Genomic DNA, 19331 nt, shown 5'->3' with positions numbered 1-19331 from the left:
GGCCGCCCATCGGCCTCGTCGCGGTCCTTCGTGCTCATGTGCCGCGAAAAGCCTCAAACCCTGCTCGAGCGTTCGAAGCGCGCTGCAAGGCGCGCTCCCGGAAGCAGCATATACCCCGAGGAGGCGAAGCGACGCACGAGGTAGCCCGCATCGCGCGTTTCTCGCCCACCCCGGCGAGCGCGCACCGCGGCGACCATGACGGCAAACCTCCCCGCGGCGAGAGCGTCGGCGCCCTTCGCCCTCGGTTCCCCGCCGAAGATCGATCGAAGCAGGGAGGACGTCGCACATACAGTCCAGAGAATCCTAAACGAACCCGAACCGTTTGCCCATCGCACGTTCGGTGCTCGGACCGCGATGCAAGCCAGCCCGCACGGCCACACCGGAACGCCAAAGCGAGGAGCGCTCCGGACGGCCCGCGGGTGTGTCACGACAGAATCAGTTGCCCGCGCTCTCGACCTTTGGCTCGGGCGGGAGCGAAGGATTGCCCGGCGCAGGCCTGTATCCAGGCTTTCGGTATGTCAAGATTGCAATCTTTTCGTGCTTGTAGGGCTGTGTTTGTCCAGGCAGAGGGCACTGATCCCGCAGCCAGTACACGTCGAACGCGACGAGCTCGTCCTCGGGGCGGCCGGTCTCCTCGTGCCAGCGCAGGAGGTACTCCCGGAGGCCCTGACGGAACACTTTGTTGCGATCGAGCCGGATACGGTTGAAGTAGTCCTGCCGGATCTGGTTCAAGCCGAGGCCGCGCGCGTCCGAGAGATTGAGGTCCGGCTCCTCGCCGGTGAACGGATCGACGTGGCGACCGCTGATGGTAACTGCGTCGACCGTGATCGAGCCGTCGTCGCTGATCGGGTTCGGCGCGAACATACCCCAGCCCTGATACATGCGCGGGTAGCCGAGGGTCGCTTGCATGAGCCACGGCTGCGGGGGCTTCAGGGGCGCAGGGACGGACTTGTTCTCGTTCAGCGTCTGGCTCAGCGCGCAGGCGAAAAACCAGGCCACGAGCGCCTCGCGCAGGCCCGCGCGCACCCGCCCCGCGCGCGCGGCGAGCGGGGAAGGCCCTGCGCTCGCCGCACGGCCGCGCGGCCTCGCGTCGAGGCCGAAAGCGCGGGCAACGGCGTCGCGGCGGCGGGCGACGTAGCCGAAAAGCGGGGCCGAGAGGCCGAGCGAGAGGACGCGGAAGAGGGGCCAGAAAAAGCGGCCCGCCGGCAGCGATCGCGCGATCGCCGCGAGCGCCGCGTGATCGTCGAGGACCTCGTTCGAGGCGGGATCACGGACGCGGAGGAGCGCCGGCGCGGGTTCGTCCTCGGGGCTCTCCTCGAACGTGAGGCGCTCGCAGAGGTCGAGGCGCGCGAAGAGGCGGCAGAGGAAAAACGCGAGCGAGGAGCGCCGATCGTAAACCACGATCCACGCGCGGGCCTTCTTCGTGTACCAGCGGCCGAGGATCTCCCAGTGCACGGGCTGGGGGAACAGGAAGCTCCAGGCGATCATGAACCAGGAGAACGGGCCGAGGCGCATCATCACGCCGAAGCTCCCGTGCAAGCCGGTCATCAGGAGCATGGCGAGCGGCCGCGTGACGCGGCGGCCGGCGGGGGCGAGGATGAGCGGCACGAGGAGCGCCTCGACGACGAGCACGCTCCAGGTGACGGGCCGCATCATCCAGAGCGGCATGTACTCGCGAAACGGCACGGCGAGCCCCGTGATCATGCGATCGAGGTGGAGCACGTAATGGACCGTGTCGCCCTTGCGCCAGATGTGGCCCGATTTGTTGACGACGTTGAAATAATAAATGACCGCGATGTTCAGGGTCGTGACGAGCCCGATCAGCGAGACGTAGGGCTTCGTGGCCCAGGCGAACGGCGCGCGGGCGTTGAGCTCGGAGACCGAGCGCTCCTTGCGCTCGCGCAACGAGCGCACGAGCGCGTCGACGGAGAATCGCTGGCCGGTGGGCATGAACATCGCCCAGCCGATGAGCAGGTTTTCCACGACATACCCGCCGTTCTCGACCATGACGAGCCGGTTGTCGAGGCTCGTCACGAAGAGGAACGAGAGGACCGAGAAGATGCGGGTGTGCCAGCCGATGAAGAAACAAAAATGGCAGAACGTCGCGATCGCGAAGGCGACGTGGACCTCTTCGAGCGAGGAGAACGCGTGGAAGATGCTGAAATTGAAGCCGCTGCTCGGACGGAAGAGGTGGTAATGGTTCGTGAGGACGCCCTCGTTCGAATAGAACCAGCGCGCCTCCTTCCAGTGCCGGATGCAATCGGCGGTGACGAGGAACCCGATCACGAGCCGGAAGAGCCCGAGCGTGCGCGGATCCATCGTCATGTAATGGTCGCGGAGCCACGCGAACCCGGCGCGGAGCCGGGAGAACCGCGGCGTTGCGGGTTTGTCCTCCCGCGGCTTCTCCTCCGGCCCGGCGGCCGTGACCTCGCCCTCGGCGGCTATGTCGGCCACGGCGCCTACTCCTGCCGGCGGAGTTCGGGCTTGATGATGGGGAGCCGGTCGACACCGAGGCGTCCGCCGCGCGAATGCGTGAAGAGTTTTTCCCGACCCTTCTCGACCCGCGCCGGGCCCTCGCCGGGCTTCCCAATCGCGTACTTCACCCAGTAGGCGTCGTAGCCCGAGAGCTGCTCGTCCGGCGCGCGGCCTTCGAGCGCGGGGCCGCCCTTGCCGAGATAATCACGCAGGGCCTTCTGGAACGGCTCGTACTCGCGCAGGCGGACGCGGTTCAGGTAATCATTCCAGAGCTGGCCGAGCTTGCGCGCGTTGAAGGCCGCCGGGTCGATCGCAGGCGGGGCGCCCGTGAGCGGGTCGATGCTCGCGCCCTTGCGGTTCTGGCCGTCGACCACGAAGACGCCGTCCTCGGCGCTCACGGCGAGCACGTCCCAGCGCTCCAGCATGCGCGGCCAGGCGACGACCGCCGCGAGCACCTTGCCCTGGGGAATCGAGAAACGGAGCGGATTTTCCTTGGCCGCCTGCGCGAGCGCCGCGACGAAGAGCACGAGCACGAATGCCTCGCGGAGGCCGCCCGAAAGGAGTCGCTTCACACGCAGGGCAGACGGGACTTCGAGGGCCTCGGCCGCGTCGGGCTCGGATTCATCGTTCGGCGCAGGGACGCCGCACGCGTCCATCCCGAGGAGCACGCTGATGTCGGCGCGCCGCTTGGCGAAGGCATCGTAGAAGAGGTCGAGCAGGTTCGAGATGCCCGGCAGGCGCATGACGAAAGCGAGCGGCGCGCCGAACGGCAAGGCCCGCACGATCTCCGCGATGCCGCGGCACCGCGTGACGACCGTGCCCTTTGGGTCGACGACGACGATCGTGTTCTGCACGAGCTCCGCGGTGATGTCTGCCGGCAGCTCGACGGTCTCGATCGTGCCGTCGGCCTTCCCGCGGCGGAGGCCCTCGAGGTCGCCATTGCCCTGGAACACGAGGTGCTGATGGGCGTCGAGGCGTTTGGCGAGGCGCGCGAGCCACAAGCAAACGCCGCAATCCTCGTCGTAGACGACGCTGCGCGCGCGCTCGGGGGAGAAGCGGCGTTCGAAGGCGTCCCAGCTCTCCGCGGGCACGAGCAGCGCCGCGGCGGCGAGGAGCGTCCAGGCATAAAGGCCGAGCGAGAACAGGACGCCGAGCAGGAGCGAATACACGACGAGGAGCGCGACCGCGACGCCGCGGAGAGGCCGGCGCGCCACGGGGACGAGCACGAGGAGCGGCACGGCGCACTCCGTGGCGAGGAGCAGATACGACAGACCCTTCAAAAGGCCCGCCGGCGCGTGTTGAAACCGCGCCCCGAGGTCGCTCACCCAGCGCTCGACGTGGAGCGCCTGATGAAGCCCGCTGCCGTCCCGCCACGGCCCCGCGAAATGCCAGGCCGCGGACGCGATCAGGATGATCACGATTTGCAGCGTGACGGCGAGCGCCGCGAACGAGAGGGGCGACCAGCCGGGCCCGCGGCTGGCCCGGAGCTCGGCCTCCGTGGGCCGTCGGCGATCGTTCAGATCGGCGTCGGTCTTCTCGTCGCGATCCGCGTACGAGCGGGCGAGGGCGTCGATGGAGAAGCGGCTGCCGAGCGGCAAGAAGAGCGTGAAAAAGAGGAACGCGACGGCCGCGTAGTTGCCCTGGTTTTCGAGCAGGATGTTGCGCGAGCCTAGGCTCACGAGGCAGACGAGCGAAAGCGCGTGAAAGACGCGCGTCTTCCAGCCGAGGAGAAAGCCGAGGTAGACGAGGAGGATCAGGACGAACGCGACGTGGTTCTCGCCGGGGCTCGAAAAGGCGTGGAGGAAGCTCCAGACCTGGCCTTTGTCGCGCAGGTTGAAGATGTGGTTGTGGTTCGGGAGGACGCCCTCATTCGAATAAAACGCGCGCACCCAGGGCCAGCGGCGGAAGAGATCGCCCAGAAGGACGAGGGCCATCGTGATGCGAAAGAGCCCGAGGGAGCGTGCGTCGATGGTAAGAAAGCTCGACAGAATTCGTTTGCCCACGTCAATCCTCGACCCGGAATCGGTACTCGTCCTCGTGCGAGAGCAAGGGGACGCTCGGCTTGCGGAGCAGGATGGTCCGCACGGCCCAGAGGTCGTTGAAAATGCGATATCGAAGCGCCGTCTGATCGAGGTAATCGACGCCCGCGGAGCCGCCCGTGCCCGTGCGGCGGCCGATCACGCGCTCGACCATGCGCGCGTGCCGCTGGCGCCAGATGATCATCTGCTGCTCGACCGCGATCACGAGGTCGATGACCTCGCGCGGCCACGCGAGCCGCGGTAGCTCCCGGTAGCTCTCCAGGAACACGATCGCCGCGCGCAGGCGGCGGCGGAAGGCGCGCGCCTCGTCGTCGAGCCCCTCCTCGTCCTCGGCCTGGAGGAACCGCTCGGCGAACTTGATCTCGGCGCGGTACCGCTGCTCGAGCCGCGCGATGTCGTCAGGCGTGAGCGCGTTCTGTTTGGCGAGCCGGATGCGGTTCTCGATCTCCTTCTCGTGCCCCGCGATGAACGCCTTCGCGAAGCGCTCGGCCGACTCCTGCGTCGCAGGGCCGTCGATCGGCGTGCGCGCGAGCCAGTCGTAGAGCACGGTCTTCAGGCTCGGACCGCTCTCCCTGCGCTGCTCGACGCGCGCGAGCGCCGTCGAGGCCGAGCCGTCCGAGGAGCGGAGCGCCGCCATGTAGCTGCCCTCGCGGCCGAGCGGGATGCGCAGGTTGTCGTCGAGCCCGAGCAGGATCTCGATCTCGCGCATCTGCGCCGACTGGAAGCCGCTCGCCGGGATCAGGCGATCACGGAAGTCGAGGTAGTCGCGCGTCGTGAGCGTCTCCACCACGCGGAAGTGCGGCACGGCCTGCTCGAAGAGCGCGACGACGCGGCGGAGCGAGGTCGCCGCGTTCGCGAGCTTCATGTCGGGCACGGGGTTCTGGCAGAAGAGATCGCGCGCCGTCTCGAGCTCGCGCAGGATGAGCTTGAACCAGAGCTCGTAGACCTGGTGGACGACGATGAAGACGACCTCGTCGTTCGAGAGTTTGCTCTCGTCGTTGTCGAAGCCGCCCTGCAGCGACAGGAGCTCTTCGACCTTGATGTAGTCCCAGTAGTTACGCATGCCCCGGCTCCTTGACGCGAGGCGAGTCTACTTCCGGCCGGCGAAAACGGAAGCCACGAGCGCGCGCCCGCAGCGCGCTCGCGACCGCCGCTAACGTAACGTCTGCCCCCGTGATTCAGGGCGTCGTGGTGACGCTCGTGCCTTCCGGTCCGATGTTCACGGGTGGTCCGTAACTCCGGAGTTCGGCTCGCTCGTGGGCCGCGCGCGCCTCGACGTCGAGAACGGTGATGCCGACATCGGGACAAAACGTGGTCGTGTAGCGGACGGGGACATCCCCGCCGCGATCTTCGACCGTGACGACACACCCGTCGAAGCGCCCCGCCGGCACGGTCACGCTCTGGCCGACCGCCACGATCCGCGTCCATCCGCCATGCTCGCCGGTCCAGCTCATGCCAGCGGCGATCGGCGCGCGGAGCACGTAGACCGAGCGGCCGAGGAGCGCGACGCCTTCGCTCGTGAACGCGACGCGTCGCGCGCCGGTCGGCGTGACGAGCTCGCCTTCGGACGCGCTCGTGCGGCGGGCGCGGACGAGCAAAAGGCCACGCTCGCCGTCGTCGCTCGTCGTCTCGTAGTGCCAGAGGTTTCCGTGAACGAGCGGGAAATACCGCTCGATTTGCGTGCCCGAGGAGACGCCGACGGCGCCGTCGCCGGGGGCGGTGAACGAAGGCCGGGGCTCGGGCGCGGCAGGCCCACACGCGGCGAGCGCGAGGCCGGAGAGGCTCCGGGCGAGGGCTTTGCGCCTCGACGTCATGGGGTGGGCGCGAGCCGGTGGGAGAAGTACCAGACCGTGAAAAAGGCGAGGAGCAAGCACGCGGCGAAGAGCATGTACTTCGCGAGCGGATCGGGCTCGATGCGGCGGAGCAGCTCCTCGGCGGCGCGACGCACGGCCGGGTCTTCGGTGCTCTTCACGAGGCGCGCGCCGTCCTCGCGGACGCGACCGTAGTCGCCGCGGTCGAAGGCGGCGAGCAGCGCGTCGAGCTCTTCGTCGCGCGGGAACCGTTGCGCGAACGAGGGCACGCCTTCGCGCGGCGCCTTCGCCTTCTTCTTGCGCTTCTTCTTGGGGCGCGCGGCCTCGTTCGGCTCTTCGGCCTCGCCCTGCTGATCCGCGCCCTCGTTCGTCTCGCTCATCGTTCGGTCCTGTCGCAAAGCGCTCGCGGGAAATCTACCTCGGTTGCACGGGCGCGTTCGGATCGGCCCGATCACGCCAGCCGACGGGCCCGTCGCCCTCGCCCCTCACCTCGCAGGAGAGGCCCTCGCAGAGGGTGCGATAGTACGCCTTCCTGCCGCAGCCGATGGCCTTGTAGACCCCGCCGAACTCCTCGGTCACGCGCACCTCCTCGTCGGGACAATCGAGGTCCTTGGCCGCGTGCACGCGCACGAGCGGCGTGGCCGCGCCGCGTCCGTTGATCGTGCTGTCACAACCGACGAGGCCGAGGAGGAGGAGCAGGGCGAAGGGGCGCATGGCTAGAACTGGAAGTACACGAACGGCACGGCCTTCACGCTCGCCGCCTCGTGCAGCACGACGGCGACGAGGAAGAGCATGGCGCCCTGCGCGGGGGCCGGCAGGGCCGTGAACGCGGCGCGCATCCGATCGTAGATCACGCGCGGCGTGTAGTGCACGGCGATCCCGAGCGCGAGCAAGGCGACGACGATCGGCGGCAGGTTCGGGTGGAAGGTCGTCCTCGTCCAGATCTGCTTGAGGATGCGCGTGCCGATGTCGAAGGTCGGCGCGCGGAAGAAGATCCACGCGAGACAGACGTAGTGGAACGTGAGGAGCACGCCGATCGGCTTCGGCAGCAGCCTCTTCGGCTTGCCCGCGCTCTTGCCGCCGGCGCGCTCGACGGCGCGCGTGACGGCGAGGCCGAGCCCGTGCAAAAAACCCCAGAAGACGAACGTCCACGACGCGCCGTGCCAGAGGCCGCCGAGGAGCATCGTGAGCATGAGGTTGCGGTACGTCGCGACGTTCGAGCCGCGGTTTCCGCCGAGCGGGATGTAGAGGTAGTCGCGCAGCCAGCTCGACAGCGAGATGTGCCAGCGTCGCCAGAACTCGGCGAGGTTCGACGAGGTGTAGGGCGCGTCGAAGTTCGGCGGGAAGCGCACGCCGAGCAGGAGCGCCGAGCCGATGGCGATGTCGCTGTAGCCCGAGAAGTCGCAGTAGATCTGGACCGCGTAGCCGTAGACGCCCGCGAGCACCTCGACCGCGGAGTAACTCTCCGGCCTTTCGAAGACACGATCGACGAGGTGGATCGCGAGCTGATCGGCGAAGACGACCTTCTTCAGGAGGCCTGTCGCGATCAGGAACAGGGCCTCGGTGCCCACGTGGCTCGGCAGCGAGGGGACGGCTTCGAGCTGCGGCAGAAGATCACGCGGGCGAACGATCGGGCCCGCGACGAGGTGCGGGAAAAACGAGACGAAGAGCAGGTACCGGAGGTAGCTCCGGTGCGCCGGGAGATCGCCGCGGTAGACGTCGATGACGTAGCTCATCGACTCGAAGGTGAAGAACGAGATGCCGACGGGCGGGAGCAGGACCCGCATCGCTTCGGTCGTCTTCGGCGCAGTTCCCGTGAGCCACGCGCGGAGCAGCTCGACGTTCTCGACGCCGAAGTTCCAGTACTTGAAGAAGCCGAGGAAGCCGAGGTTCAGGACGACGGTGATCGTGAGGAGCGCCTTGCGGCGTGAGGCGCTCTTCTCGTTCGCGATGATGCGCGCGAGGAAAAAGTCGACCGTCGACGAGCCGAAGATGAGCGGCAGATACCGCCAATCCCAGGCGGCGTAGAAGCCGTAACTCATCGCAAGGAGGAAGATGATGCGCGGCCACGAGGCGAGGAGGCGCCCGCCGGACGTCGCGAACGAGGGGCGGAGGGTCGAAAGGCCCCACCACCCGACGAACGCAACGGCGAAGAAAACCGCGTACTCGATGCTGATGAAGTTCACGAGCGGGCCGCATGTTGAACGGCGCGGGCTGCCGTGCCAAGGATTACGGTGATGCTCGGGCGCCTGATCGTAGGGATCATCAAAGGCCTCGTCGTAGGCGGGCTCATCGGGTTCGGGCTTTTCAAGCTCGGATTTGCCGTACTGCCTGCGTGGCTCGCGTACATCGCCGCCGCGATCACCGGGGTCGTGATCGGCCTCGTCGCGGGCAAACCGATCTGGGCGAAGGACGCGAAGATCGAGGCCGGGATGAAGGCCGTCGTCGGCGCGCTGCTCGGCGCGGGGCTCATGTTCGCCGCGCGCAAGTGGCTGACGATGGCCCTGCCGACCGACCTCCTGAGCAAGATCGGCGTGATGACGAAGAGCGAGGCGATCTCGTTGGGCTCCTTCCCCATCACCGCGCTCGCCACGATCGCCGCGGTGCTCGGCGGCTTCTACGACGCGGACAACACGCCCGAGCCCGAGGGCGAGGCGAAGGAAGAAGCGCCGGCCGCGCAAGCGAAGGCCGGGCCGCAGAAGCGCATCGCGCAGCCGGCGGCGGATGAGCTCGACGAGGATTTCGAGACCTCGGCGGACGAGAAAAAGGCGAAGAAGTAGAGCGGTGCCGCCCGCGCGGATCCTGTTTTACATGGCGACGTTCGGGGCCCTCGCGCTCGTCGCGCGTTCGCTCTTGATCGGGCCCGTGCCCACGTGGATCACGCTCTCTGCGCTCGCCGCGTACACGGCCATCGTCCTCTCCGGCGTGCTCTTCCTGCGCCTGCGCATGTTCGTCGACGCAGTCTGCCGCGGGCCGAACGACGCGCGCGGCGTGGCGCTGACCTTCGACGACGGGCCGAACCCCAGGCACACGCCGAAGGTGCTCGCCGAGCTCGATCGGGCGAAGGTGAAGGCGACGTTCTTCGTGATCGGCAAGAAGGCCGAGGCGCACCCGGAGATCGTGCGCGACATCGTGGCGCGAGGTCACGCGCTCGGGTCGCACGGCTACGCGCACCCGCGGACGTTCGCGATGCTGTCCACGTCCGCCGTGCGCGCCGACATCGAGCGATCGCTCGTGGTGCTGGAAAAGATCACGGGCCGGAGGCCGTCCTTGTTCCGGCCGCCGATCGGGCACACGAACCCGCGCATCGCGAAGGTCGTGGACGAGCTCGATCTGACGGTGGTCGGCTGGTCGGTTCGGGCGATCGACGGGCTCGCCTCCGCCGACGCGGCAAGGGTGACGGCGCGCGTCACGCGAGGCCTCGAAGATGGGGCGATCGTGCTCCTGCACGACGCGGCCGAGCGCGACGATCACGTGCCGGCGAGCCTCGCCGCGCTGCCGAGGATCCTCGAAGGCATGCGGGCGAAGAACCTCGACGGCGTGACCGTCACGGAATTGATGGAAGGAAGCCGCGAGGAAGGTGCGGCCTAGGGCCCCGAAGAGCGCTACGAACGAAGACGGATCGTCATGGTGCCTTCTCGTCCGAGCCTGACCCTCTTCGCCCACCTCGTCTCGCTTCCCGAGTCGGAGATCGACCTCGTGCAAGCCTCGCTCGTCTTCGCGGAGAGCGAGTACCCGTCGCTCGACGTCGCGCGTTACGTGGCGACGCTCGAAGGGCTCGGCCGCGCGGCTGCCCGGCGCATCGCGCAGGCCGCGCCGCACGGGACGACGGAGGAGCGGGTGCGCGTGGTGCTCGAATGGCTCTACGGCTCGCAAGGCTTCCGCGGCAACGCCGAGGAGTACTACGACCCGCGCAACAGCTACTTGAACGAGGTGCTCGACCGGAAGAAGGGCATCCCGATCACGCTCGCGGTCGTGCTGCTCGACGTGGCGACGCGCGCGGGGATCGACGCGCGAGGGATCTCGTTCCCAGGGCATTTCCTGGTCGGCGCGGGAGAGCGGCAGAAGGAAGCGCCGCGGCCGGTGTTCAAGGCAGAGGGCGCCGTCCGGCGATCCGGCGCCCCGAGCGTCAACCTGGTGATCGATCCGTTCCACGGGCGGATCCTCGCGGGGCAGGAGCTCGAAGCCCTGCACGCGCGCGTGACGGGCGCGGGGCCGCGGGTCGATCCGCGGCTGCTCGAACCTTGCAGCAAGCGGCAGATCCTGGTCCGCATGCTCTCGAATCTCCGCAGCATCCACGCATCGCGGAAGGACGACGAGCGGCTGCGCAACGTGCTCGAACACCTCGTCGCGCTCTCGCCGACGCCGGAGCTGTCTCGCGAGCTCGAGCGGCTCGGCGGCAGCCGCGCGATCCTCGCCCGGCCCAGCGCGAGCCGCTCGTTCAACTGAGGTCCTTCGCGGCGAGCGGGACCGTGAAGAAGAAGCGCGCGCCCGCGCCCTGCTCGCCGGGCTCGACGCCGATCGATCCGCCCACGGATTCGAGGAGTCCACGACAAACCGCGAGTCCAAGGCCCGTGCCTTTGCCGACCTCCTTCGTCGTGGCGAAGGGTTCGAAGAGGCGATCGCGGATGGCAGGGGCAACGCCGGGGCCGTTGTCGCGGACCTCGACGCGCACGCCCTCGGGCGCGCGGCGGGCGAAGAGCTCGATGCGTCCTCCGGGCTTCGGGACGGCGTCGGCCGCGTTGAGCAGCAGGTTCAAGAGGACCTGCACGAGGCGCTCCTCGGAGAGCGCGACGAGCGGCAGGTCCTTCTCGACGTCGAGCGCGATGGCCACGTCGCGCAGGGCCTTCTGCGGTTTGACGAGGGCGAGCGCGGCGTCGAGCGCCTGCGCGAACGAGCCGCCGCTCTCGGGGGAACGACCGCCGCGCACGCTCGTGGCGGGCCCCGCGAAGTCGAGCAGGTCCCGCAGGATGCGATGGATGCGCTCGGTCTCGCGCTTCATGCGCTGCAAGAAGTCGCGCTGATCGGCCTCGTCGAGCCCACCGGCGAGCAGGAGCTCCTCGAAGCCGAGCAGCGCCGCGATGGGGTTTCCGATCTCGTGCGCGAGCCCGGCCGACAGGCGTCCCACCGAGGCGAGGCGCTCCGATCGCACGAGCCGCTCCTGCGCGCGCTCGAGCTCCTTCGCATACCGCGTGGCCTCGTCGATCTTCACGCGCAGGCTCTCCTCGTCGGCGCGCAGGCGCTCGGTCATGCGCGCCACGCTGTCGGCGAGCTCGGCGAGCTCCCGCGCGCCCACGCGCGGCAATTCGAGCCGCCGCGCGCCCTCCGCCACGCGGCCCGCGGCGCGCGAGAGGCGCTCGATCGGATCGACCACGAGCCGCGTCATCGCGAGGTACATGAAGATGAGCAGCGCGAGGGCGAAGATGCCCATGTAGAGGGCGAGGAGCCGGATGAGGGGCGCGGTGGGGATGACGCCGGCCATGCTGGCCCGGTGCAAGCTGACGACCGCGAAGAAGAGAGGGAGGAAGGCGAGGACGAGGAGCGTGCCGAGCGCGACGAGGAGTTGAAGGCGTATGCCGGGGCGCACAGGCGTTAGGGTAGCCGTCTTCTCCCAAAACTAGGCCCGGCGTGACGCCCTCTGATACGGGGCCCTTAGCACCCGCATGGCTCCGCTCGTGGTCCTCGTGCTCAAGCTTCGGCGCCTTGGCCGCGCGGCTTTGCCGCTCCTCGCTGCGATCGCCCTCGGCGCGGTCGTGGTCGCGTCCACGGCGAGCCCACTCTCGCTCTGGATCGAGGCGCCCGCCTCGGCGCTCCTGCTCGGCCTGCTCGCGGCGCGTGCGTCGCGGCGCTCCCGGGCGATCGAGGGCACGCTCCGCCTCGACCTCGAGGTCGGCGCGCTCCTCACCGTGCTCGTGTACGCGATCGTGACGCGCAGCGACGGCGCGCTCGACGGGCGCCTCTACCCGCTCGTCTACGTGTGCGTCGGCCTCGTGAGCGCGTTCGCGCGACCGATCGCCACGGTGCTCGTCCTCGCCTTCGCGCTCGGCCTCGACGCATCCGTGCGGCACTGGGCCATGGTGGCGTCGAGCTTCGAGCGGCTCGCCTACTCCGGCGCGTTCATGGTCGTGTTCGCGTCGTTCAACGCGCTGCTCCTCCGCGCCGAGATCGCCCGCGCGAGGAGCGCGCTGAAGGAGCGCATCCAGGCCGAGGTGGAGAAACTCCGCGACGACGCGCGCAGCTACCGACTGCTCGGCGCGCCGGGCGGCGGGCGTGCATCGTCGCGGACGAACGACGAGGAGCGGCTCGTGCGCTCGGGCGTGGAGGAGATCCACCAGTCCGTGCTCTTCGCGCTCCGGCTCCTCCGGCAGGCGATGAACCTGCACACGGCCGTCTTGCTCTGGCAAAACGACGCCGGGACGCACCTGCGCATCAGCGAGCTGTCGACGGACGACCCGAACGTCGCCGAGGGCCCCTTCCTCGCGGGCGACGGCATCTTCGGCGCGGCGATCACGCAGCGCGAGGCCGTCGCGCTCCGCGGCCTCGAGCCGCGCCACAAGCTCCCGTACTACACGGGCCCCTGCCCCGTCCGCGCCGCGCTCGCGTTGCCGGTCTTCGAGCACGGCGCCATCCGCGGCGTGCTCGTCCTCGACCGCCTCACCGACGAACCCTTTGGCCTCAAAGAACAGGAGCTCGCCATGGAAGCCTGCCGCTACGCGGTGCGGGCCATCCAGAACGAGCGCGTGTTCGTGCAGCTCGAACGCGCGAAGGTGGAGCAGGGCCGTCTCTACCGCGCGGTCGAGAGCCTCAACGCCGCGACGACCGAGGCTGAGGTCGTGGAGGCGGGCCTGCGCACGGCGCGCGAGATCACGAGCGTCGACTTCGCCGCGGTCACGCTCTACGACGAGTCGCAGAAGGCCCACGAGATCCGCGCCGTCAGCGGCGGCGACGAGGCGAACCTCGTCGGCCAGCAGTACAAGAAGAACGCCGGCCTCGTCTCGATGGCGCTCGAAAACAAGCACCCGCTGCCCTACCGCGGCGAGTACGACGAGAAGCGGCAGATCGTCTTCACGAAGAAGCTCGCGCCCCCGAGCATGCCGTCGATGATCGTGCTGCCGATGCTCGTGCACGACAAACCCCTCGGCACGCTCGTGCTCGGCTCGCGCCGCAGGGCCGCGTTCGGCGACGCCGCGCGCAGCACGCTCGAGGTGCTCACGAGCCACGTCGCCGTCTCGCTCGCGAACGCGCGCATGATGCGCAGGCTCGAAGAGATGGCCACGCTCGACGGCATGACGGGCCTCTACAACAAGCGCGCGATGCTGGAGATCGCCGACCAGAAGATCAAGGCGGCCAAGCGCTTCGGCCGCAAGCTCAGCGTGCTCGTGACGGACATCGACCACTTCAAGAAGGTGAACGACACCTACGGGCACGACGCGGGCGACGTGATCATCAAGGGCCTCGGCGAAATCCTCCGTCGCGAGCGGCGCGCGACCGACGCCACCGCGCGCTTCGGCGGCGAAGAGTTCGTGGTGATCTGCGAGGAGACGGACGCGCGCGGCGCGATGCTCCTGGCCGAGCGGGTGCGCGAGGAGCTCGGCAAGACGATCTTCCACGCGCCGAAGCCGGGCCCGGACGGACAGCCCGTGACGATCCGCGTGACCTGCTCGATCGGCGTGGCGAGCTTCCCCGAGGCCGGCGAGACCTGGGAAGACCTCTTCAAGGCGGCGGACGAGGCCCTCTACGCCTCGAAGCGCGGCGGACGAAACCGCGTCACCGCCCACGCGGCCTTGCCTACCCGCGCGGCCGGGTCGAAAGCGCAACACGCGGCCTGATGGCTTGCGAGCGCGCTGACACGACCCCTACACTCTGCGTATGAGCGCGAACGACGATCGGGACGATCGCAACGAGCAATCCGAGCGGGCGAAGACGCACCTGGTGCAAGGGCTCGGCCACCTGTTCCGCGCGGCCACGATGGCGGCGAGCGGGATCAAGAAGGAGCTCGACCGGACGGACGTGGGCAAGCAAGTCGAGGTCGCGGGTCGGGAGATCTACCGCGCGGCGAACAACGTGGTGAGCCGGTTCGGGACGGAGATGCTGTTCGGACCGAAGGACAAGGACAAGAAGCGCGAGCCCGAGCCGGAAGACGAGCGCAAGCGCGAGGATCGTGATCCGCCGCGGTACCCGCCGGGCCAGAAGCCGAAGGGGCCGACGGAGGAGGATCCGGGGTTCCGGATCATGACGGACGACGATCAGCCGAAGTGACGCTCAGTACTCGAACCCGCTCCCCCCGATGAACTCCCGCAGGATCGACGTCGGCGGCACGTGATCCGGGTAGATCGTCACCACCTTGTCGATGAGCTGCCGCAAGCGGTACGCCGTCACGAACGCCGGATGATCCTGCGACACTTCGAGCAGGTAGCGATCGGCGAACACCTTGATCACGCCGAGCTCGTAGACGAGCGCCGAGTCGAAGATCGCGTCGGCCTGCGCGAGGAACGGGAAGATGTTCGTGCGTTCGCCCGCGCGCACCGACGGCCAGCGCTGGATGTTCGCCGCCGCGTTCGCCCCGCGCCCGTGCCGGTCGCGCACGATGCGCCGAAGCAGCCGCACGTCGGACACGTTGACGCGGTTCACCCGGTCGAACGGCAGCGCCGTCATCGGCTGGATGAAGATGCGGAAGACCTTGTCCCGCGGAAGGATCCCGTCGAGGAGCTTCGGGTTCAGCCCGTGGATGCCCTCGATCAAGAGCACGTCCGAGCTGCGTAGCGTCACCTCGCGCCCGCCGTCCGGGTGGCTCTTGCCCGACACGAAATCGTAGCGCGCCGTCTTCACCGTCTCCCCGGCGAAGATGCGCCCGAGGTGGCCCCGCAGCGCGCCGACGTCGATCGCTTCGAGCGACTCGTAGTCGTACTCGCCTCGTGCATCCCGCGCGGTCTTCTCCCGGTCGACGTAGTAGTCGTCCAGCGACAAACCCACCGGGTGGATCCCGTTCACGAGCAGTTGCACCGTCAGGCGCGAGAGGAACGTCGTCTTCCCCGATGACGACGGGCCCGCCACGCAGATCGCCCGGATCGTCCCGCGTCCCGCGATCGCGTCCGCGATGCGGCTGATGCGCTTCTCGTGCTGGCCCTCGCTCACCCGGATGATCTCCGGCGTCTTGCCGCGCACGCACGCGTCGTTGAACGCGCCCACGCTCGTGATCCCCAGCGTCGTGAGCCAGGGTTCGTCCTGCCGCACCCCGTGCCGCGCCGATTCGGGCTGGATGTCCTCGTGCAGGCGCGTCGATGCCGGCGCCGCGCCGCCCTCGGGCGTCACGCATGGTTCGTCGCCGTAGCGGAGCATCACCGCCTCGCCGTCGACCTCGATGCGGAACGGGAACGGCGCGATGTGCCCCGCGCTCGGCAGGAGCGGCGTCATCGACAGCACCGCCACGGACCCCGCGCAGACGAGCTGCACGTGCCCCGTCCGCCACGTGCGCAGGAGCGCGAGCAGGTCCCGCGCGCCCTCCTCGGCGAAGTGGCTGCGCGCCTCGTCCACCGTCCAGAGCTCTTGCTGGAACGGCACGTCCGCCGCGATGAGCTCGTGCATCTTCCCCATCACGCTCTCCGCCCACGTCGCGAGCGAGAGCACCCCCGGACGGAGCAGCTCGATCGATTGTCCGAACCCCGCGCCGGGCCCGAGCCGCACGAACACGTCCGGATCCACCCGCCGCGCCGCTTCGAGCAGCAAGAGCCCGAGGCTCGCGCGATACACGCGCTTGCCTTCCCAGTGCGACGCGCAGAGCGGCTCCACGTGCGCGTCCGACGTGATCGGCATCCTGAGCGCCACGGCCTTGTTGTTCACGAGCGCCGCGACCACCGGATCGCCGTCGACGTCGCGCGGCAAGAGATCGCCGAGCAAGGTCCCCGTCCGCACCCGCGTCCACGCGCGGTTCACCGTGACGTCCACGAACACGCGCCGCGGCAGCGAGCGCTCGTGCAGGAGCGCGCCCACGTTCTCCGTCATCTCGATGAGCTCATGTCCGAGCGACGTCACGAGCGCCTGCGTCAGGCAGAGCGCGAGCTCCGGGTCTCGCTTCGACATCTGCTCGAACTGCTCACGCGAGAGCCGCGCGAGCGTGAGCGTCGACTCCGCGATCACGCTCGACGTCCGCAGGCGCCCCGCGATCAGCGCGAGCTCGCCGAAATGCGCGCCGGGCCCGATGCGCCCGAGGTCCACGTTCGCGCGGCGGAGGCGCGCTTCGCCCGACACGAGAAAATACATCTCCCGGCCGAACTCGCCCTCGCGCATCACCACCGACGTCGGCGGGACCTCGACGTGTTCGAGGTACGAAACCAGCCTCGACGCCGTCGCGGTGCAGACCTGCGCGAAAAGCGCGCTCGTGGCGGCAAGCGCGTCCACGGACGCGTGCGGAAGGGGCGCGGGGGGATGGGCCAGCGTGGACGACGACATGCGACGCAGGGAGAGCTACCATGCGCGCGCGAGGTGCCTTCATGCGTACTTCTTTTCGACTTGGACTTTTGTCGATCGTGCTCGGCCTTGGCTCCGTGACCGCTTGTGCGGCGGAGGTGGAGTCGCTCTTCTCCGGAGGCGGCACGGCCGGTGGAAACGGCGGGGCAGGCGGCGGCGCGGGCGGACAGGGCGGGCTCGGCGGCGCGGGTGGACAAGGCGGCGCGGGCGGACAAGGCGGGGCCGCGTCGAGCTCGAGCAGCGCTGCGACGGGCACGGGCCCGAGCTCGAGCAGCGCGGGCTCCGGAGGACAGGGCGGACAGGGCGGACAGGGCGGCGGCTTCGATCCGCAGGCTTGCGGGACATGTGCGTTCGGCGCTTGCCAGGCCGAGATCTTCGCCTGCGGCCAGGCGTGCCAGGGCTTCTTCACGTGCGGGCAGAACTGCGCCGACAAGGCCTGCGTCGACGATTGCCTGACGCAGTACCCCCAGGCCCAACCGGCCTACGATTGCACGTGTGCCTCGTGCAGCGCGCAGTGCGGCAGCTACTGCGGCGGCGCGAGCACGACCACGAGCAGCAGCGCAAGCGGCACGGGCGGCGGCGGCCCCGCGTGCAGCTCGTGCTCCGACCTCCTCCAGGGCGGCAGTGATCCGCCGTGCCAGGGCTCGGACGCCTTGCTCGGCGCGCTCTACACGTGCACCTGCCAGCAGAGTTGCACGGTCGAGTGCGCGAACACCTGCCAGAGCGGCGGGCAACCCTCGCAGGCGTGTTCCGGCTGCTTGCAACAGAAATGCGGACAGCAGCTCAGCGCCTGCTTGCAGGACTGAGCCGTCCTCGACACGCCCTCGTCGAGAAGTCGCCCTCGCCGTGACGCTGCACGTTCGTCACGGTAAGTATGGCGACCATGCGTACTTCTTCGCTTACATCACCGCTTCTCCTGCTTCCGCTCCTCACGCTCGCCGCGGCGCCTTTTGCCTGCGCGAATCCCATCGACAAGCCCGACGACGTCGGCGCCGGCGCAGGCGGTGACGCCGGCGCGGGCGGCGCGGGCGGGATGGGCGGCGCGGGAGGGCTCGACGCGGGCCCCGACGTCACACCCGGGACGCCATGCGAAACGGACCTCGACTGCGTGCCGCTCGAAGGCCCTTGCAGTGACGGCGTGTGCGCCGGCGAGAGCGGCTGTCAGCTCGTGCCGAAGAACGATTTCGGCCCCTGCGACGACGGGCTCTTTTGCACCATCAACGACGTCTGCCTGAGCGGCGTGTGCACCGCGGGCACCTCGAAGCTCTGCCCGTCGAACGGCGAGTCCTGCAAGATCGGGAGCTGCAACGAGGCGAACGACGCGTGCGAGTTCGCGCCCGTCAACGAGGGCGGCTTTTGCAACGACGGCGACCTGTGCACCGACCTCGGCACGTGCAAGGCCGGCTCCTGCCAGCTCGGCCCGCCGATCGACTGCTCGTTCCTCAACGACAACTGTGCCGTCGGCATCTGCGACCCGGCCAGCGGCTGCGTCGCCGTCCCGCAAAACGACGGCGTCTTCTGCGACGACAACCTCTTCTGCACGGTCGAGGACGTCTGCGTCTCCGGCCAGTGCATCGGCAAGCCGAACCCGTGCGCGCCGACGGCCGATCCTTGCCAGATCCCGCAGTGCGACGAGATCCTGAAGACGTGCACGACGGCGGCCGGCAACGACGGCGCCGCCTGCGACGACAACAACAGCTGCACCGCGGGCGAGGTCTGCGCGGCCGGCGCATGCGGCGTCGGCGCGCCCGTGCCTGCGGGCACCACGTGCAACGACAACACGGCCTGCACCACGGGCGAGACGTGCTCGGCCGGCACGTGCGGCGACGGCACGCCCATCCTCGCGTGCGCGAACGGCGACGGATGCTGCCCTGCGGGTTGTGATCTCTCGACCGACGACGACTGCAAGCTCTTGAAGATCGGCGTGATGGGCGGACCGTTCTACGTCGACGACCTGCGCGCCCACCTCGCCTCGCAGCCCTTCGTCGGCTCGGCCGTGGTGAACACCGATTGCTCGCTCGCGTCGCTCCAGAAGTTCGACGTCGTGATCCTCCACGGCTTCATGAGCTGCTTCAGCCCCGCCACCCTCAACACCTACGTGCAGGGCGGCGGCGGCGTGATCGCCACGCCGTGGCTCTACAGCAACTACGGCGACCTCGATTGCTTGCCCGTCACGGGCCAGCACATCAACAGCTTCCAGAGCTACCCGCTCAGCGTGAGCGTGACCGATCCGGCCGACGTCCTCCTGCAAGGCGTCACCTTCCAGAAGGGCGACTTCGTCGGCTGGGAGGAGGTTCAGTTCACGCTCAAGCCCGGCGCGAAGAGCTCGGTCGTGTGGCTCGGCGACGCGAGCCGGATCGCGGTCGCGAAGTGGCCCTATGGCGGCGGCCGCGTCGTCTATCTCGATTTTCATTACCTCACGTCCGATTGCTCGCTCGCTTCGGGCTACACGTGGGGCAAACAGCTCGCGTACAACGCCGCGCTCTGGGCCGGAAAAGTCCTGTAACGCACGGACCGTTCGGCGTATGCTCCGGGCTCC

16 protein-coding genes are annotated in these 19331 nt (G+C 69.0%); 7 read left to right on the top strand and 9 right to left on the bottom strand.

Annotation, left to right across the window (positions count from 1 at the left end; genetic code table 11):
- Positions 1–435: 435 nt before the first annotated feature.
- From QHF85_RS04105 to QHF85_RS04075, 7 genes are all read right to left on the bottom strand, one after another.
- Positions 436–2454 carry an HTTM domain-containing protein gene (locus tag QHF85_RS04105; RefSeq protein WP_281325714.1) on the bottom strand — a complete coding sequence of 673 codons (2019 nt, stop codon included), beginning with the start codon at positions 2452–2454 and terminating at the stop codon, positions 436–438.
- A 5-nt stretch (positions 2455–2459) separates the two neighbouring features.
- Positions 2460–4478 carry a DCC1-like thiol-disulfide oxidoreductase family protein gene (locus QHF85_RS04100; protein WP_281325713.1) on the bottom strand — a complete coding sequence of 673 codons (2019 nt, stop codon included), beginning with the start codon at positions 4476–4478 and terminating at the stop codon, positions 2460–2462.
- A gap of 1 nt (position 4479) precedes the next feature.
- Positions 4480–5577: a tryptophan 2,3-dioxygenase family protein gene (locus QHF85_RS04095; RefSeq protein WP_281325712.1), complete on the bottom strand. Its 1098-nt coding sequence runs from the start codon at positions 5575–5577 to the stop codon at positions 4480–4482.
- A gap of 115 nt (positions 5578–5692) precedes the next feature.
- Positions 5693–6328 (bottom strand): hypothetical protein, encoded by a 636-nt coding sequence (locus QHF85_RS04090; protein WP_281325711.1) that lies wholly within the window; start codon positions 6326–6328, stop codon positions 5693–5695.
- Entirely contained in the window at positions 6325–6705 is a 381-nt protein-coding gene (locus QHF85_RS04085; RefSeq protein ID WP_281325710.1) for a hypothetical protein, read from the bottom strand. The genes QHF85_RS04090 and QHF85_RS04085 overlap by 4 nt, the downstream gene beginning before the upstream one ends.
- Positions 6706–6739: 34 nt before the next feature.
- Positions 6740–7039, bottom strand: coding sequence for a hypothetical protein (locus QHF85_RS04080; protein ID WP_281325709.1), 300 nt, complete (start codon positions 7037–7039; stop codon positions 6740–6742).
- Positions 7040–7041: 2 nt separating this feature from the next.
- Complete coding sequence (locus QHF85_RS04075; protein ID WP_281325708.1) at positions 7042–8511, bottom strand: MBOAT family O-acyltransferase; 1470 nt, start codon at positions 8509–8511, stop codon at positions 7042–7044.
- A gap of 51 nt (positions 8512–8562) precedes the next feature.
- On the opposite strand from QHF85_RS04075, the gene QHF85_RS04070 reads away from it, so the two are divergent.
- From QHF85_RS04070 to QHF85_RS04060, 3 genes are read left to right on the top strand one after another with little or no spacing between them, the layout of a single operon-like run.
- Positions 8563–9105: a hypothetical protein gene (locus QHF85_RS04070; protein ID WP_281325707.1), complete on the top strand. Its 543-nt coding sequence runs from the start codon at positions 8563–8565 to the stop codon at positions 9103–9105.
- A gap of 4 nt (positions 9106–9109) precedes the next feature.
- Complete coding sequence (locus QHF85_RS04065; RefSeq protein WP_281325706.1) at positions 9110–9916, top strand: polysaccharide deacetylase family protein; 807 nt, start codon at positions 9110–9112, stop codon at positions 9914–9916.
- A 36-nt stretch (positions 9917–9952) separates the two neighbouring features.
- Positions 9953–10774 carry a transglutaminase-like domain-containing protein gene (locus tag QHF85_RS04060; RefSeq protein ID WP_281325705.1) on the top strand — a complete coding sequence of 274 codons (822 nt, stop codon included), beginning with the start codon at positions 9953–9955 and terminating at the stop codon, positions 10772–10774.
- Here the strand turns inward: QHF85_RS04060 and QHF85_RS04055 are convergent.
- Positions 10767–11912, bottom strand: a complete 1146-nt coding sequence (locus tag QHF85_RS04055) for a HAMP domain-containing sensor histidine kinase (RefSeq protein WP_281325704.1) — start codon at positions 11910–11912, stop codon at positions 10767–10769. The two genes, QHF85_RS04060 and QHF85_RS04055, sit on opposite strands and share 8 nt — an antisense overlap.
- A 76-nt stretch (positions 11913–11988) precedes the next feature.
- Here QHF85_RS04055 and QHF85_RS04050 point away from each other — a divergent pair, with 76 nt between their 5' ends.
- Positions 11989–14154 (top strand): sensor domain-containing diguanylate cyclase, encoded by a 2166-nt coding sequence (locus tag QHF85_RS04050; RefSeq protein WP_281325703.1) that lies wholly within the window; start codon positions 11989–11991, stop codon positions 14152–14154.
- A gap of 40 nt (positions 14155–14194) precedes the next feature.
- Positions 14195–14584 (top strand): hypothetical protein, encoded by a 390-nt coding sequence (locus QHF85_RS04045; RefSeq protein ID WP_281325702.1) that lies wholly within the window; start codon positions 14195–14197, stop codon positions 14582–14584.
- Between the two features lie 3 nt (positions 14585–14587).
- Here the strand turns inward: QHF85_RS04045 and QHF85_RS04040 are convergent, their stop codons facing one another.
- The gene (locus QHF85_RS04040) at positions 14588–16774 is read right to left on the bottom strand and encodes a cyclic nucleotide-binding domain-containing protein (protein ID WP_281325701.1); all 2187 of its coding nucleotides are present in this window, start codon (positions 16772–16774) and stop codon (positions 14588–14590) included.
- Between the two features lie 41 nt (positions 16775–16815).
- Here QHF85_RS04040 and QHF85_RS04035 point away from each other — a divergent pair, with 41 nt between their 5' ends.
- Both QHF85_RS04035 and QHF85_RS04030 read left to right on the top strand, forming a co-directional pair.
- Entirely contained in the window at positions 16816–17598 is a 783-nt protein-coding gene (locus tag QHF85_RS04035; protein ID WP_281325700.1) for a hypothetical protein, read from the top strand.
- Between the two features lie 77 nt (positions 17599–17675).
- Positions 17676–19298, top strand: coding sequence for a hypothetical protein (locus QHF85_RS04030; RefSeq protein ID WP_281325699.1), 1623 nt, complete (start codon positions 17676–17678; stop codon positions 19296–19298).
- The last annotated feature ends 33 nt before the right edge of the window (positions 19299–19331 follow it).

The organism is Polyangium sp. 6x1 (assembly GCF_029946515.1).
Lineage (GTDB): Bacteria > Myxococcota_A > Polyangia > Polyangiales > Polyangiaceae > Polyangium.
This window is presented reverse-complemented; position numbering and strand designations above follow the sequence as displayed.